The organism is Gottfriedia sp. NPDC056225, from assembly GCF_042267765.1.
Lineage (GTDB): Bacteria > Bacillota > Bacilli > Bacillales > Bacillaceae_G > Gottfriedia.
Map to the genome: position 1 here is coordinate 36,259 of NZ_JBHJTJ010000033.1, position 16,736 is coordinate 52,994.

Annotated in this window: 17 protein-coding genes; all 17 read left to right on the forward strand. The window is 35.5% G+C overall.

What is annotated here, in order from left to right:
- The first annotated feature begins 55 nt into the window (after window positions 1-55).
- The 17 genes from ACFCYN_RS18365 to lysS all read left to right on the forward strand — a co-directional run bounded on the left by ACFCYN_RS18365 (window position 56) and on the right by lysS (window position 16,357).
- On the forward strand, window positions 56-808 hold the full coding sequence (locus ACFCYN_RS18365) for a VWA domain-containing protein (RefSeq protein ID WP_483867243.1): 753 nt from the start codon (window positions 56-58) through the stop codon (window positions 806-808).
- Window positions 777-1,901, forward strand: coding sequence for a protein kinase domain-containing protein (locus ACFCYN_RS18370; RefSeq protein ID WP_375950861.1), 1,125 nt, complete (start codon window positions 777-779; stop codon window positions 1,899-1,901). Before ACFCYN_RS18365 ends, ACFCYN_RS18370 begins: the two co-directional genes overlap by 32 nt.
- A 72-nt stretch (window positions 1,902-1,973) precedes the next feature.
- The gene (gene tilS / locus ACFCYN_RS18375) at window positions 1,974-3,362 is read left to right on the forward strand and encodes a tRNA lysidine(34) synthetase TilS (RefSeq protein WP_375950862.1); all 1,389 of its coding nucleotides are present in this window, start codon (window positions 1,974-1,976) and stop codon (window positions 3,360-3,362) included.
- A 9-nt stretch (window positions 3,363-3,371) separates the two neighbouring features.
- Window positions 3,372-3,911 carry a hypoxanthine phosphoribosyltransferase gene (gene hpt / locus ACFCYN_RS18380; RefSeq protein WP_098117916.1) on the forward strand — a complete coding sequence of 180 codons (540 nt, stop codon included), beginning with the start codon at window positions 3,372-3,374 and terminating at the stop codon, window positions 3,909-3,911.
- Window positions 3,912-3,992: 81 nt separating this feature from the next.
- A complete protein-coding gene (ftsH, locus tag ACFCYN_RS18385) occupies window positions 3,993-5,909 on the forward strand; it encodes an ATP-dependent zinc metalloprotease FtsH (RefSeq protein ID WP_375950865.1) in 1,917 nt (638 codons plus the stop codon).
- A gap of 231 nt (window positions 5,910-6,140) precedes the next feature.
- On the forward strand, window positions 6,141-6,905 hold the full coding sequence (locus tag ACFCYN_RS18390) for a type III pantothenate kinase (protein ID WP_098117918.1): 765 nt from the start codon (window positions 6,141-6,143) through the stop codon (window positions 6,903-6,905).
- A gap of 13 nt (window positions 6,906-6,918) precedes the next feature.
- Window positions 6,919-7,794 carry an Hsp33 family molecular chaperone HslO gene (gene hslO, locus ACFCYN_RS18395; RefSeq protein WP_172446611.1) on the forward strand — a complete coding sequence of 292 codons (876 nt, stop codon included), beginning with the start codon at window positions 6,919-6,921 and terminating at the stop codon, window positions 7,792-7,794.
- A 153-nt stretch (window positions 7,795-7,947) separates the two neighbouring features.
- Window positions 7,948-8,868, forward strand: coding sequence for a cysteine synthase A (gene cysK / locus ACFCYN_RS18400; protein WP_172446612.1), 921 nt, complete (start codon window positions 7,948-7,950; stop codon window positions 8,866-8,868).
- A 134-nt stretch (window positions 8,869-9,002) separates the two neighbouring features.
- A complete protein-coding gene (locus ACFCYN_RS18405) occupies window positions 9,003-10,421 on the forward strand; it encodes an anthranilate synthase component I family protein (RefSeq protein WP_375950867.1) in 1,419 nt (472 codons plus the stop codon).
- A complete protein-coding gene (gene pabA, locus ACFCYN_RS18410) occupies window positions 10,418-11,005 on the forward strand; it encodes an aminodeoxychorismate/anthranilate synthase component II (protein ID WP_172446614.1) in 588 nt (195 codons plus the stop codon). The genes ACFCYN_RS18405 and pabA overlap by 4 nt, the downstream gene beginning before the upstream one ends.
- Window positions 11,002-11,874, forward strand: a complete 873-nt coding sequence (pabC, locus tag ACFCYN_RS18415) for an aminodeoxychorismate lyase (RefSeq protein WP_375950868.1) — start codon at window positions 11,002-11,004, stop codon at window positions 11,872-11,874. Before pabA ends, pabC begins: the two co-directional genes overlap by 4 nt.
- Before the next feature lie 65 nt (window positions 11,875-11,939).
- Window positions 11,940-12,713: a dihydropteroate synthase gene (gene folP, locus ACFCYN_RS18420; RefSeq protein ID WP_172447756.1), complete on the forward strand. Its 774-nt coding sequence runs from the start codon at window positions 11,940-11,942 to the stop codon at window positions 12,711-12,713.
- Complete coding sequence (folB, locus tag ACFCYN_RS18425; RefSeq protein WP_098117923.1) at window positions 12,706-13,068, forward strand: dihydroneopterin aldolase; 363 nt, start codon at window positions 12,706-12,708, stop codon at window positions 13,066-13,068. The genes folP and folB overlap by 8 nt, the downstream gene beginning before the upstream one ends.
- Window positions 13,065-13,562, forward strand: a complete 498-nt coding sequence (gene folK / locus ACFCYN_RS18430) for a 2-amino-4-hydroxy-6-hydroxymethyldihydropteridine diphosphokinase (protein WP_172446616.1) — start codon at window positions 13,065-13,067, stop codon at window positions 13,560-13,562. The genes folB and folK overlap by 4 nt, the downstream gene beginning before the upstream one ends.
- Window positions 13,514-13,714, forward strand: a complete 201-nt coding sequence (locus ACFCYN_RS18435) for a helix-turn-helix domain-containing protein (protein ID WP_098117925.1) — start codon at window positions 13,514-13,516, stop codon at window positions 13,712-13,714. Before folK ends, ACFCYN_RS18435 begins: the two co-directional genes overlap by 49 nt.
- A gap of 33 nt (window positions 13,715-13,747) precedes the next feature.
- A complete protein-coding gene (dusB, locus tag ACFCYN_RS18440; RefSeq protein ID WP_172446617.1) occupies window positions 13,748-14,746 on the forward strand; it encodes a tRNA dihydrouridine synthase DusB in 999 nt (332 codons plus the stop codon).
- Window positions 14,747-14,875: 129 nt separating this feature from the next.
- Complete coding sequence (gene lysS / locus ACFCYN_RS18445) at window positions 14,876-16,357, forward strand: lysine--tRNA ligase (RefSeq protein WP_098117927.1); 1,482 nt, start codon at window positions 14,876-14,878, stop codon at window positions 16,355-16,357.
- Window positions 16,358-16,736 lie beyond the last annotated feature (379 nt).

Here is a 16,736-nt window from a genome sequence, read left to right on the forward strand (position 1 = left end):
AAATTAAATAAAGGTTTATCCCCTCCCGTATTTGGACAAAATGGTAACAACTTTTATGCGGAGGGGATTTAGTATGTATAAGGGAAAATTAAAGCAAATTTTATTAATTACAGATGGTTATTCAAATCATGGAGAAGATCCACTAGCTGTTTCAAGCTTGGCGCAAGAATATGGTATTACTGTCAATGTAATTGGAATTTTAGATGAAAATGTCCAAAACGGCGATGGATTGAAGGAAATTGAAGAAATTGCTAGAGCAGGTGGAGGAATAAGTCAGGTTGTTTATACAAAACAACTCTCTCAAACTGTCCAAATGGTTACTAGAAAAGCAATGACACAAACAATTCAAGGGTTTGTTAATAAGGAATTAAAGCAAATTTTAGGCTCAAGTAATTCAATTGAATCACTTCCTCCTTCAAAGCGAGAAGAAGTTTATGAGGTTGTAGAGGATATTGGAGAAACTGTAGGTTTAGAAGTTATTATTTTAGTAGATACGAGTGCTAGTATGAAAGATAAGCTAGAGACTGTTAAAGAATCATTATTTGATCTGCAAATAAGTTTAAACTCTAGAACAGGCGAAAATGCCTACTCGTTATTTATATTTCCCGGGAAACGTGACGATGTTGACAAGTTGTTAGACTGGACACCTAAATTAGAAAAGCTCAATACGATCTTTCCTAAATTAACAATGGGTGGCATGACCCCAACTGGTCCTGCGTTACGCGAAGCATTGAATTATTTCAACGAACAAAATTATGATAGAGGTAATAATGGTGATGATGAACAATCAATTGAATGGGCAGATTAGTCTAGCACCTGGGACTTTCATTACTGGAAAGTGGAATAAAAACCAATACGAAATTAAAAGTTTACTTGGAAATGGCGCTAACGGTACAGTTTATCTTGCTTCTGGGAAAAATGGCAATGTTGCCCTTAAGCTGAGTAAGGATTCCACTAATATTACGAATGAAGTGAATGTACTAAAAAAAATCACACAGGTCCAGGATACTTTCCTTGGGCCTTCTTTTATCGATGTAGACGATTATATAGATTCTGTATCAAGAGAATGCTACTACTTTTATGTAATGGAGTACGTAAATGGAGTTAGTTTACCAAAATTTATAGAGAGAAATGGAATTGAGTGGAGTAGTATATTTATCATTCAAGTGCTATCTCTATTAGATAAATTGCACCATAAGGGGTATATATTTGGGGATTTAAAAACTGATAATCTTCTAGTAACGAAAGAACCAAATAGAATCCAGTGGATTGACTTTGGAGGAGTTACCCAAATCGGACGAGCGGTTAAAGAGTTTACTGAGTTCTTTGATCGTGGTTACTGGGGCTTGGGATCTAGAAAAGCAGAAATCTCCTATGACTTATTTGCTGTGACAATGATTTTTATTCACCTGCATTGTAAAAAACAGTTCCTAAAGAACGGCCAAGGCATAAAGCAAATTGAACAGGTGATCGATCAAACACAAGCCCTTACTCCATATAAAGAGTTTCTGATGAGAGGGTTAAAAGGTGAGTATGTCAGTGCAAACGCAATGAAACAGGCGTTGCTGATGTATGAACAAAAGATAAATGCTACAAAAAAGAAAAATAAAGCGCAACAAGCTACAGCGGCACAAAACAACTCGGTCCACCAAACGAGACAGTCAAAACAGCAAAACCAAGCTACAAATCAATCAAGGCACTCCAAAAAACATAACCAAGCAACAAATCAAACTACGCAATCAAAAAATCAGAATCAAATGCCTAACCAATCAACGCAGTCAAGATCGGCGAACAATGTGTACGTGAAGAAAAAGAAAAAAAGAAGTCATTGGTTCGAAACATCTACAATTCTATTATTAATGGGACTAGCATATGTTTTATATTTTTACTATCAGCTTTAAATCATAGTACTCCATGGATGGGAATGTTAACATATAGGTATGAATTATACTTTCATTTAGGAGTATGGGTAAATGGTAATTAATCAATTAAAGGAATTTATAAAGAAAAACAATATTATTAGTAGCGGTAAAATTGTCATTGGTGTTTCCGGGGGGCCAGACTCGATGGCGTTGGCTCATGCTTTTTTATCAGTCAGAGATGAATACGATTTTACAATTATTCTTACACATGTAGATCATATGTTTAGAGGACAAGAGTCTCTAGATGATATGGAATACGTCAAGAATTGGTGTGTTTTGAATAACGTACATTTTGAAGGTAAGAGCATAAATGTAAATCAATATATCGAAGAAACGGGATTAAGTAGCCAATTAGCAGCGAGGGAATGTCGATATCGTTTTTTTGAAGAGATTATGATGAAATACCAAGCAGATTATTTAGCACTCGGTCATCATGGGGAAGACCAAGTCGAAACAATTTTAATGCGATTAGTAAGAGGTAGCTCACCGATGGGCTACGCGGGAATTAGAGAAAAACGGCCGTTTAGTACTGGTGAAATTATTCGTCCATTTTTAGAACTGAGGAAACACGACTTAATTACATATTGTCACGAAAAAAATATAATTCCAAGACAAGATCCAAGTAACGAGAAAGACGTATACACTAGAAACCGATTTAGACATCATCTATTACCTTTTATTTTTGAAGAAAATCCAACTGCACATAAGCGATTCCAACACTTTAGTAGACAACAGATAGAAGATGAACTATATTTAATGGAATTAACTGAAGATGTAATGAATACAGTTATAAAACATAAACAAAAACAAGCAGTCACGATTGATGTTAAACAGTTTTTAAATGTGCCTATATCTTTACAAAGAAGATGTATTCAACTAATATTAGAATATGTCTACCTATCTATACCTGAAGGCTTGACACAAGGGCATCTTAATTCAATTCTGACTTTATTACAAAATGAGAAATCCACATGGGAACAGCATTTACCTGAAGGACTTTTTGTCAAACGCTCATATAATGAATGCACATTTACATTCGAGCAAGTGAATGTGAAGTATTATACTATTTCTATTAATGAGCCAGGCGTATATGAACTACCAAATGGTTTTTCGATAAAAGTTGAATTAAACAATCAATGTCTTGAACCAAAAAACGACACGTTTATTTGTTCTGCCAAGGATGTTTCCTTTCCACTCGTTGTTCGGAATCGAAAGAATGGTGATCGAATGTCATTAAAGGGTATGAATGGGTCAAAAAAGTTAAAAGATATATTTATTGATGAAAAAATGAAACAATCATTACGTGATGAATGGCCAATAATTACGGATAGTCAAAATAATATATTATGGGTACCTTTCGTAAAAAAATCTGTATTTGAAAGAAATTTTTCGACAGATGAGTCACTCATTGCAATACAGGTGGTTTCTAAGAGTTTCTAGGAGGAAAAGATGAAACAAGACATTCAACAAGTATTAGTAAGTGAAGAGGCAATTCAACAAAAGGTAATAGAATTAGGCGCAGTACTAACAGAAGAGTACAAAGAACGCTTTCCATTAGTAGTAGGTGTTTTAAAAGGAGCTCTTCCGTTCATGTCTGATCTGATCAAGCATATTGATACATATATCGAAATTGATTTTATGGATGTTTCTAGTTATGGACATAGCACAGTTTCTTCTGGTGAAGTTAAAATTGTAAAAGATTTAAATACTTCTGTAGAAGGAAGAGATGTCATCATTCTAGAAGATATTATTGATAGCGGTCTTACTTTAAACTATTTAGTTGAACTATTTAAACATCGAAAAGCTAATACAGTTAAAATCGTAACTTTATTAGATAAGCCAAGTGGACGTAAAGCAAATATTGAGGCTGATTTAGTTGGCTTCGAAGTACCTGATGCTTTCGTAGTAGGATATGGTTTAGATTATATTGAACGTTATCGAAATCTGCCGTATGTTGGCGTTTTAAAGCCTGAGGTATACACGAAATAAGTCAAGTTTTATTCGTTTGTTTACATAGTATAACTATGCTACTATATAAAGTAATTAAATTGAAAGAGAGGAGGTTTGGAATTGAATCGAATTTTCCGTAATACAGTCTTTTACATATTAATCTTCTTAGTTGTGATCGGTGTTGTTACATATTTCAATGGGCCAGAATCTCAAGTTAAGAAAGTAAGTTACGATACATTTTATACTAAGTTGCAAAGTGGAGATGTTAGCAGTTTAACATCTATCCAACCTAAAAATGGAGTGTACATAGTAAGAGGTCACTTTACAGATGTAAAAAAAGGCGAATCTTTCCAAACTCAAGTACCAATTAGTGACGAAACGACAAAAATAGTTAACAAAGCGGTTGCTGACTATAAAATCAAGGCTAATTGGGATCCAGCTGAAACGACAAGTGCATGGGTGCAAATCTTCACTTCACTCATTCCATTTGTAATTATTTTCATTCTATTCTTCTTCTTAATGAATCAAGCACAAGGTGGCGGAAGCCGTGTTATGAACTTTGGGAAGAGCAAAGCTCGTCTTTATAATGATGAGAAAAAGAAAGTACGATTTAAAGATGTTGCAGGTGCAGATGAAGAGAAACAAGAACTTGTTGAAGTTGTAGAGTTCTTAAAAGATCCTCGTAAATTTGCTGAGTTAGGTGCAAGAATACCTAAAGGGGTACTTTTAGTAGGACCTCCTGGAACAGGTAAAACATTATTAGCAAGAGCTGTTGCTGGGGAAGCTGGAGTTCCATTCTTCTCAATCAGTGGTTCTGATTTCGTTGAAATGTTTGTTGGGGTTGGTGCTTCTCGTGTTCGTGATTTATTCGAAAATGCGAAGAAAAACGCTCCATGTATCATATTTATAGATGAAATCGATGCTGTAGGTCGTCAACGTGGTGCTGGTTTAGGTGGAGGTCACGATGAGCGTGAACAAACATTAAACCAATTACTTGTTGAAATGGATGGTTTCGGTGCTAACGAAGGTATTATTATCATCGCTGCAACAAACCGTGCTGATGTATTAGACCCAGCGTTATTACGTCCGGGTCGTTTTGACCGACAAATCACTGTTGATCGCCCTGATGTAATCGGACGTGAAGCGGTATTAAAAGTACATTCAAGAAATAAACCATTATCACAAGAGGTAGACTTGAAGGCTATCGCTCAAAGAACACCTGGATTCTCTGGTGCAGACTTAGAGAATTTATTAAACGAAGCGGCATTAGTAGCTGCTCGTCGTGATAAAAAGAAAATCGATATGCTTGATATTGATGAAGCAACGGATCGTGTAATTGCTGGTCCTGCTAAGAAAAATAAAGTTATATCTGAAAAAGAACGTAAAATTGTTGCATTCCATGAAGCTGGACACGTGGTTATAGGTCAAGTATTAGACGATGCTGAAGTGGTGCACAAAGTTACAATCGTACCTCGTGGTCAAGCTGGCGGTTATGCAGTCATGCTTCCAAAAGAAGATCGATACTTTATGACGAAACCAGAATTACTTGATAAAATTGCAGGTCTACTTGGTGGACGTGTAGCTGAAGAAGTAGTATTTGGTGAAGTAAGTACTGGAGCTCATAACGATTTCCAACGTGCGACAGGTATTGCTCGCCGAATGGTTACAGAGTTTGGTATGAGTGATAAATTAGGTCCACTTCAATTTGGTCAATCTCAAGGTGGAAATGTATTCCTTGGTAGAGACTTTAACAATGAGCAAAATTACAGTGATAAGATTGCTTATGAAATCGATGTGGAAATCCAAAGAATTATTAAAGAGTGTTATGCAAAAGCGACGGATATTATCAAGGAAAACCGCGATAAACTGGATCTGCTTGCAAACACATTATTAGAAGTTGAAACATTAGATGCAAAAGGAATTAATAGTCTTTGGAACCAAGGTACACTTCCTCCATCTCCAACTTCAAATGATGAGATTAAGGTCAACATCTCTAAAAAAGATGATCAACCAACTGAACCGAAAATCACTGAATAATAGTAAAGAGTGTCTTCCAAGACACTCTTTCTTTTGTTTATCGGTATTAATAGCGTTATAAAAGCTCTTTCGATTTCATTTCAGGCTTTCATTAATCCAGCTCTGAAATAGGAGTCATCTATTTTTAAACTAAGAACAACTTGTGTTATCATTATTTTTATAGTGATAAAAAATGTACTTGAAACTAAAAATATAAAAAGTTTAATTTTCGAAATGGAGAGACGATGGATTATGTTATTTGTAATCGATGTAGGTAATACAAATACCGTTTTAGGTGTTTACCAAGAAGATGAGTTAATACATCACTGGAGAATTGAAACGAACCGATATAAAACAGAAGATGAGTATGGTATGATGATTGGTTCCTTACTTGAATATGCAGGGATCGAATTCGATGAGTTTCATGCAGTCATTATTTCATCAGTTGTTCCACCAATTATGTTTTCATTGGAGAGAATGGCTACAAAGTATTTCAAACAAAAACCATTAATCGTAGGCCCAGGTATAAAAACAGGTTTAAACATAAAATATGATAATCCGAAAGAAGTAGGAGCTGACCGAATTGTTAACGCGGTTGCTGGTATAGCACAATACGGAAGTCCGCTTATCATTGTAGACTTCGGAACTGCTACTACATATTGTTATATAGATGAAAATAAAAATTATATCGGCGGTGCCATAGCACCAGGGATTAATATTTCAACAGAGGCACTTTATACAAAGGCTTCAAAATTACCTCGTATTGAACTTTCGAGACCGTCTAATATTGTAGGACGTACAACTGTAGAGGCAATGCAAGTAGGAATTCTTTATGGTTACGTAGGACAAGTTGAAGGTATTGTAAAGCGAATGAAAGCTCAAGCGAAAGTAGAACCTACTGTTATAGCGACAGGTGGCCTAGCATCATTAATATCTAAGGAATCAGATATTATTGATATAATGGACCCGTATCTTACGTTAAAAGGTCTGCATTTAATATATAAACGAAATTCTTAAAAAGGGGTATATCATGAAAGATTATTTAGTAAAAGCATTAGCTTTTAACGGTGAAGTCCGTGCATATAGTGTGAGATCAACTAATATCGTAAGAGAAGCTCAGGAGCGTCATGATACATGGAAAGATGCTTCGGCTGCACTAGGTCGTACCCTAACGGCTGCCGCGATGATGGGTGCAATGTTAAAGGGTGAGGAAAAATTAACATTAAAGGTTGAGGGGAATGGCCCCCTTGGCTATATTCTTGCTGACAGTAATGCAAAAGGTGAAGTCCGTGGATTCGTATTGAATCCTCATGTTCAATCCGAACGTAACAAACACGGAAAAATTGACGTTGCTAAAGCTGTTGGTACTGTAGGTACAATCTCTGTTGCTAAAGATATTGGTATGAGAGAGCCATTCACAGGGGCAGTGCCGATTGTGTCAGGTGAACTTGGTGAAGACTTTACTTATTATTTTGCTGTATCTGAACAAACTCCTTCATCTGTAGGTGTAGGTGTATTAGTAAATCCAGATCATTCAATTTTAGCAAGTGGTGGGTTTATTATTCAAATCCTACCAGGTGCTAGTGATGAATGTATCACAAAGATAGAAAACCGATTAAAATCAATTAAGCCAGTGTCTACACTAATTGAAGAGGGGCTTTCTCCGGAAGAAATACTATATGAAGTATTAGGGAAGGAAGAAGTTAAAGTATTGGAGACAATGGATGTTAAATTCCAATGCCAATGTTCAAGAGAAAGAATTGAAGGTGCTCTTTTAAGTGTAGGAAAACATGAATTACAATTAATGCTAGAAGAGGACGGAGAGGCAGAAGTTAAGTGTCATTTTTGTAATGAGCCTTATCACTTCACTGGCGAGCAAATACAAGGATTAATTAACCAATTGTAGGTGAAGAACGAAGAATTTGTCGAACTTTCTTTTCATAATTAATGAAGATATTCATACAAGTTATGTATAGAAGAAAGTAATTGACAGATTCTTTTGTTTTTAACATAATGTATATTAAACAGGTCAATATACTAGGAATTAGGAGTGGATGAAATGAAAGTTGCAAATTCAGTATACGAATTAATCGGTAGAACTCCAATCGTTAAACTTAACAGATTAGTAGATGAAAACAGCGCGGATGTTTACTTAAAATTAGAGTTTATGAATCCTGGTAGTAGTGTTAAAGATCGTATTGCTCTTGCTATGATTGAGGATTCTGAGAAAAAGGGTTTAATTAAACCTGGCGATACAATTATCGAACCAACTAGTGGGAACACTGGAATTGGTTTAGCGATGGTAGCAGCTGCAAAAGGATATAAATCAATACTAGTAATGCCTGAAACAATGAGTATTGAAAGAAGAAATCTTTTACGTGCTTACGGTGCCGAACTAGTGTTAACCCCCGGACCTGAAGGAATGGGCGGTGCGATTCGTAAAGCAGACGAACTAGCAAAAGAAAATGGCTACTTCGTTCCACAACAATTTAATAATGCTGCAAACCCAGAAGTTCACCGTTTAACAACTGGTCCAGAAATCGTTGAACAAATGGGAGATCAGCTTGATGCGTTTGTTTCAGGTGTTGGTACTGGAGGAACAATTTCTGGTGCAGGATCTGTTTTAAAAGAAGCTTATCCTGGCATTAATATTATTGCTGTTGAGCCTGTAGATTCTCCTGTACTATCTGGAGGTAAACCGGGTCCACATAAAATTCAAGGTATTGGAGCAGGATTTATTCCTGAAACTCTTGATACTGAAGTTTATGATGAAATCATTCAAATTAATAATGATGATGCAATGGAGACAGCTAGAAATGTAGCAAAAGCAGAAGGGTTACTTGTAGGAATATCATCAGGTGCTGCAATTAGTGCTGCGCTGCAAGCTGCTAAAAAACTTGGAAAAGGTAAAAAGGTACTTGCGATTATTCCGAGTAATGGGGAACGTTACTTAAGTACAGCTTTATTTCAATTTGAATAAATAATACGATCATTTTTTAAAATCCCTTTGATTTGTGCAAGGGATTTTTTATTTTTCCATAAAATGCTTTGATGTATAGTTCTTACTTTTTGTGTAAAATGAAAAAAGAAGCGCTATCAGAGGGGGATATTTACGTGAATTATGAAATCTTTTCAAAAGTAATCAATTATACAACACCTTTCTTTAAACACTTTGTAGAAACGGCAAAAGAGAAAAAGAATGCCGTGCTACTTGAAAGTGGACGAGACGGGCAATATTCAATCATGGCATCAAATCCTGTTGCGAAGTTATACGGTAAGAATAATAAATTAATCATTGAAGAAGAAAAGGGGAAAGTCGAATATACAGGAAATCCAATCGACTTAGCTAAAAAGTATTTATCTAATTACACAGTGAAAAAAAGAGATGACCTACCACCATTTCAAGGCGGGGCGATTGGTTATTTCACATATGATTGTAATCACTATATCGAGGAACTACCATCGTTAGCCGAAGATGTATATAACATACCAGATGTGTATCTTTTAATTTTTCATGAAGTAATTATTTTTGACCATCAAAAAAATGAACTATATTTTATCGTATTAGATGAATCGGAAAATGCACAAAAAGCACAGGGTCGTTTAGAGTCACTTGAAGAATTCTTCATAAATGAAGTGGAAAATATAGATATAACCAAACAAACTTCGAAAACGGAAGTGGAAAAAACAATTTACATGTCTGAACAAAAATTTACAGATGCAGTTGGAAATGTAAAAGAATATATCAGTGCAGGGGATGTATTCCAAGTGAATTTATCTGTACTGCAGTCTGAGACATTGGTTACAGATCCTCTTTATATCTATGAACAGCTGAGAGAGATTAACCCATCACCATATATGTCGTATTTAGACTTTGAAGAATTTCAAATCGTAAGTTGCTCACCTGAGTTATTAGTCGCAAAGCGTGATCAAGAAGTTTGGACAAGACCGATTGCGGGTACTAGATCACGTGGTAATACAATCGAAGAAGAGCAACAGTTAATGGAAGAATTACGTTCAAATGAAAAAGAACAAGCTGAGCATATCATGCTAGTTGATTTAGAGCGTAATGACTTAGGTAGAGTATGTGAATATGGAACAGTTGAAGTAGACGAATTATTAGTAATTGAAAAATATTCACACGTAATGCACCTTGTTTCAAATGTAAGAGGAAATCTGCAAAAGGACAAGGATTCATTTGATTTATTAAAAGCAGTATTCCCAGGAGGTACAATTACTGGGGCACCTAAAATACGAACAATGGAAATCATCGAGGAACTAGAGCCGACTAAACGCGGTATTTATACAGGGTCGGTTGGATGGATCGGTTTTACTGGTGATATGGAACTAAATATTACGATTCGAACGATGATTACAAAAGACGAGCAGGCGTATGTACAAGCAGGCGCTGGTATCGTAATCGATTCTAATCCAAAACATGAGTATTTAGAAAGCCTAAAAAAAGCTCAAGCTTTATGGACAGCTAAGAAAGTAAGTGAAGAAAAAGCTAAGTTAGGTGGGAATGTAAAATGATATTAATGATTGATAATTATGATTCATTTACCTATAATCTTGTTCAATATTTAGGTGAATTAGGAGAAGAGTTACTTGTAAAGCGAAATGACGAAATTACATTGGATGAAATTGAAGAGCTAAATCCTTCTTACTTAATGATTTCACCTGGTCCTTGTACACCGAATGAAGCTGGAATCAGTTTAAAAGCAATTGAACACTTTGCTGGAAAAATTCCAATTTTAGGTGTTTGTTTAGGTCATCAAGCAATTGCTCAAGTATTTGGTGGAGATGTAGTACGTGCTGAACGCTTAATGCACGGAAAAACATCGGCGATTACGCACGAAGGTCTAGGGTTATTTAGTGACTTACCATCACCGATTGATGTGACGAGATACCACTCTTTAATTGTTAAGAAAGAGACATTCCCTAAAGAACTTGAAGTAACTGCATGGACGAATGAAGGAGAAATCATGGCTTTAAAACATAAGTCATTACCAATAGAAGGCGTACAGTTTCATCCGGAATCAATTATGTCGCAGTTCGGTAAAGAAATGCTTAGAAACTTCCTAAATGCATACAAACCTTCTAGGAGTACAATATGAAAATTTATTATAATGGAGAATTCTTAAATGACAATGAAGTGAAGATTTCTCCATATGATCATGGTTTTTTATATGGCTTAGGTGTATTTGAAACATTTCGAATCTATAATGGACATCCATTCTTGTTGTTTGACCATTTAAACCGCTTAAGAAATTCGTTATTGAACTTAAATATTGAATGGAATTTATCGGATGAGGAAATCCAGTCGATTTTGAATAGGTTAATGGAGTTAAATAAATTAAAAGATGCTTATATCCGTTTGAATGTTTCAGCGGGGGCAGGAGAAATCGGTCTATATACGGGGAATTATACAAATCCAAATACGATTATTTTTATTAAACTGATGCATGAAAGTAAGATAGTGGAGAAGGAAGGGGTAATTTTAAATACCCCTCGAAACTCTCCCGAGGGCAAGGAACGTTTAAAGTCGCATCATTATTTAAATAATATTATTGGGAAAAAAGAAATCGGCAATTCACCTAGCATAGAAGGAATTTTCTTAAATAAAGATGGTTATCTTTCAGAAGGAATTGTCTCAAATTTGTTCTTTATTAAACAAAATAAACTATACACGCCACATGTTGATACGGGAATATTGAATGGTATAACGAGGCAATTTGTAATCCACTGGGCACAATTAAAAGGCGTTTCGGTTGAGGAAGGGTATTTTACAGAGCAAGAGTTGAATGAAGCGGATGAAATATTCATCTCAAACTCGATTCAAGAAATTATTCCTGTTACAGTAATTGGTGAGCGTTTTTATAATGTTAGTGAAAGTAATATCATTAGAGATTTGCAGAAGGATTATCAATCTTATCGTAATTCTTTATTCAGTATGAATGAAATGGAAAGAAGTGAACTAACTTGAGAAGAGCAACGAAACCGTTGATTTGTGGAAACTATTCATTACCAATTCAGAATGAGACGATTGTAATGGGTATTTTAAATATGACACCAGACTCTTTTTCTGATGGTGGTCGATATAATGAAATTGAATTAGCGATAAAGCATGCAAAGAAATTAATTGCAGATGGAGCAAAAATTATTGATGTTGGTGGAGAATCAACAAGACCTGGAGCTGCTATAGTTGATGAGGAAGAAGAATTAAAAAGGGTAGTTCCTATTATTAAAGCTTTGTCGACGGAAATTAATGTTCCGATTTCAATAGATACATATAAATCTGAAGTAGCTAAACAAGCTGTTGAAGCAGGAGCTACAATCATTAATGATGTTTGGGGTGCGAAGAAAGACCCTAAAATCGTAGAAGTTGCGGCAGCATACAATGTTCCAATTTGCTTAATGCATAATCGAACTGACGAAAATTATTATAGTTTGATGAGCGATGTTGTCTGTGATCTAGTTGAAAGTATTCAAATTGCAAAGCGCGCAGGTGTAAAGGATGAAATGATTATATTGGATCCTGGTGTTGGTTTCGCGAAGTCTGCTGAGCAAAACTTAGAAGTGTTAAATCAGATGGAACAAATCAAAGCATTGGATTATCCGGTGTTACTTGGTACGTCACGAAAAAGATTTATTGGAGAAGTTCTTGGTACGGATGTGCATGAGCGGATGGAAGGAACGGGTGCAACAGTTTGTTTAGGCATTACGAAAGGATGCGAAATTGTACGAGTACATGATGTACTAGCAATTTCTCGTATGACTAAAATGATGGATGCAATGTTAAAGATTGGAGTAAATAATGGATAAAATTTATGTAACTGGTATGAAATTTTATGGATACCATGGTGTCTTTAAAGAAGAGAAAACATTGGGCCAACGATTTAATGTTGATTTAATTGTCGAATTAGATACAAAAAAAGCAGGAGAAACAGATGATTTGGCGTATTCAGTAAGTTACGCAGATTTATTTAAAACATGTGAGGAAGTTGTTCAAGGTAAGTCTTATGATTTGGTTGAATCTGTAGCTGAAGAAATTGCTAAACAAATATTAAATACATACGAATTAATCCAACAATGTACTGTAAAAGTGATAAAACCAGACCCGCCAATACCAGGACATTATGATTTCGTAGCAGTTGAGATAACAAGAGGTCGCATATGAAAAATGAGTCGTATTTAAGTTTAGGAACGAATATAGGCGATCGAGAAGGATTTCTTACAAAGGCCATTAAGGAATTAGTTGAGCATTCCGATATTCAAGTAGAACAAATATCTTCTATATACGAAACGGACCCGGTTGGTTACGTAGACCAAGATCCGTTTTTAAATCTAGTCATTAAAATTTCTACCAATTTGACTCCACTACAATTACTTGATGTTACTCAAGGAATCGAAAATAGTCTTGGTAGAAAAAGGGAATTACGTTGGGGTCCTAGGACTATAGACCTTGACATTTTACTCTATAATCACGAGAATATAGAAGTTGAGAACCTAAGAATACCGCACCCTAGAATGTTTGAAAGAAGCTTTGTATTAATCCCTTTAAACGAAATAAACCAATCATTGGAGATTGAAACTAAATTTTTAGAGGATAAAGGAGTTCGATTATGGAAGCTGAAAAGTGGGGGAGACGGATTAGGGCTTTTAGAAAATTAAAAGGTTACACCCAAGAAGGCTTTGCGAAAGATCTTGGCGTTTCTGTTTCGGTACTAGGTGAAGTAGAGCGAGGAAATCGTATGCCAACTGAACAGTTTTTGCATGATTGCGCAAAACAGTTAAAAGTAAGTGTTGAGGAATTATCAATATAGATGGTTAAAGTATTGTAAGAAGGAGGATGGGATGTGCTAAAAATTGGTGACATCGAGATGAAAAATCCCGTCGTATTAGCGCCGATGGCCGGAGTTTGTAATTCAGCCTTCCGTCTAACTGTAAAAGAGTTTGGTGCAGGTTTAGTATGCGCAGAAATGGTAAGTGATAAAGCAATTCTTAACAATAACAAAAGGACGTTAGAGATGCTTTATATGGATGAGCGAGAAAAGCCATTAAGCTTACAAATTTTTGGTGGCGAAAAATCTTCACTAGTTGAAGCTGCTAAGTACGTTGATGAAAACACGAATGCAGATATTATAGATATTAACATGGGGTGTCCTGTCCCAAAGATTACAAAAGTAGACGCTGGAGCTAAATGGCTATTAGACCCAAATAAGATTCATGAGATGGTCTATGCTGTAGCACAGAATGTAAGTAAGCCAGTTACGGTTAAAATGCGTCTTGGTTGGGACGACGACCACATTTACGTTGTAGACAATGCAAAAGCAGTAGAAGCAGCGGGCGGTAAAGCTGTAGCCGTTCATGGTCGCACACGCTACCAAATGTACGAAGGAAAATCTGATTGGAGCTGGATTAAAGAAGTTAAAAATCAGGTTTCGATTCCTGTAATCGGTAATGGTGATGTAGAGACTCCTCAGGATGCTAAACGTATGTTAGATGAAACAGGCTGCGATGGTGTAATGATCGGTCGCGCTGCGTTAGGAAACCCATGGATGATTTACCGTACTGTTAAGTATTTGGAATCAGGTATATTAATGCCAGAACCAGCCGCGCGTGAAAAAATTGATGTATGTTTATTGCATTTAGATCGATTAATTGACTTGAAAAATGAACATGTTGCTGTATTGGAAATGAGAAAACATGCAGCTTGGTATTTAAAAGGTTTGAAAGGTACTGCATTAGTACGCAACCAAATTAACGAGGCTAGCACTCGTGCTCAAATGGTTGAACTATTAATGACGTACGTAAATGAAGTTGAAACAAAAATGAAAGCTGCCCAAGCTTTGTAAGTTTGACAGGTTTCGCTTGACAAAATATAATAAGTTATAGTAAACAAAACTGCCAGATCGAATTACTGGCAGTTTTTCTATTAAGTTCATATTGTATTTAAATACTTAAAATAGCGTGGAGTTGAGAAAATGAGTCACGAAGAATTAAATGATCAAGCCCTAATACGTAGGGAGAAATTAAAAACACTTGAAGGAAAAGGTATCGATCCATTCGGTAAAAAATTTGTGCGCACACATTCATCAAATGATTTATTAGCACAATTTGATCAATTTTCTAAAGAAGAATTAGAAGAAAAAGCAATTGTTGTATCTTTTGCAGGTCGAGTAATGACTAAACGTGGAAAAGGTAAAGCTGGATTTGCACATGTTCAAGATTTAAATGGACAAGTTCAAATCTATGTACGTAAAGATGCTGTAGGCGAAGAGCAATATGAAATCTTTGATATTACTGACTTAGGTGATATTGTTGGGGTTTCTGGTGTGGTATTTAAAACAAATGTAGGGGAATTATCTATTAAAGTTAAAGAATATACTTTCCTATCGAAAGCGTTATTACCACTTCCTGATAAATTCCATGGTCTACAAGATGTAGAACAACGCTACCGCCAAAGATACTTAGACTTAATGAATATGGATAGCCGTCAGACTTTTATTGCACGTAGCAAGATTATCCAATCTATGAGACGCTATTTAGATGACCAAGGTTATTTAGAAGTAGAAACACCTATGCTACATGCAATTGCAGGTGGAGCTTCTGCAAGACCGTTTATTACACATCATAACGCGCTTGATATGGAATTATATATGCGTATTGCTATTGAGTTACACTTAAAACGATTAATCGTTGGTGGATTAGAAAAGGTTTATGAAATCGGTCGTGTATTCCGTAATGAAGGTATTTCTACTCGTCATAACCCGGAGTTTACGATGATTGAGTTATATGAAGCTTATGCTGATTATGCTGATATTATGGAACTAACTGAAAATTTAATTGCTCATATAGCTAAAGAAGTTTTAGGTACTACTACTATTCCATATGGCGAGTACACTGTAAACTTAGAGCCAAAATGGACTAGACTTCATATGGTAGACGCGATTAAAGAAGCTTGTGGAGTAGATTTCTGGCCTGAAATGTCAGTTGAACAAGCGAGAGCATATGCTAAAGAACAAAATGTAGAAATTAATGCGAATATGTCTGTAGGTCATATTATTAACGAATTCTTTGAGCAAAAAGTAGAAGAAACGTTAATTCAACCAACTTTCATTTACGGCCACCCAGTTGAAATTTCACCGTTAGCGAAAAAGAACGCAGAAGATCCACGTTTTACTGATCGTTTTGAATTGTTTATCGTAGCACGTGAACATGCTAATGCATTTACAGAGTTAAACGATCCAATTGATCAAAAAGAACGTTTTGAAGCACAGCTTAAAGAACGTGAACTTGGTAATGACGAAGCTCATATGATGGATGATGATTACATCGAAGCATTAGAGCATGGTATGCCACCAACTGGAGGTCTAGGAATTGGTATAGACAGATTAGTTATGTTATTAACTAACTCTCCTTCAATTCGTGACGTTCTATTATTCCCGTTAATGAGACATAAATAAATAAGTTGAAAAGCTGGCTAAAAGAGTACTTTTAAGCCAGCTTTTTTTACGTTTTGATGTATCTTTTTAGAAGAATAAGGACATCATTTATTTATTGGAATCTGATTATAAATATCAGAATAAAAAGAATTTAAATTTACCTATTGTATTTTGTTTTTATAGGTGGTATATTATTAAACGTTGTCACGTTAATACGAAACAACAACGAAAAAAACTTTTAAAAAAACATTGACAACATTCGAAAGAAAATGTTAAGATGTTTAAGTCGCCTCAGAGCGACAAGGTGAACTTTGAAAACTAAACAAAACATGAAGTAAACGTCAATTATTAGTTTTTTGAGCAATACAAGATTTAAACTTAACTTTTATGGAGAGTTTGA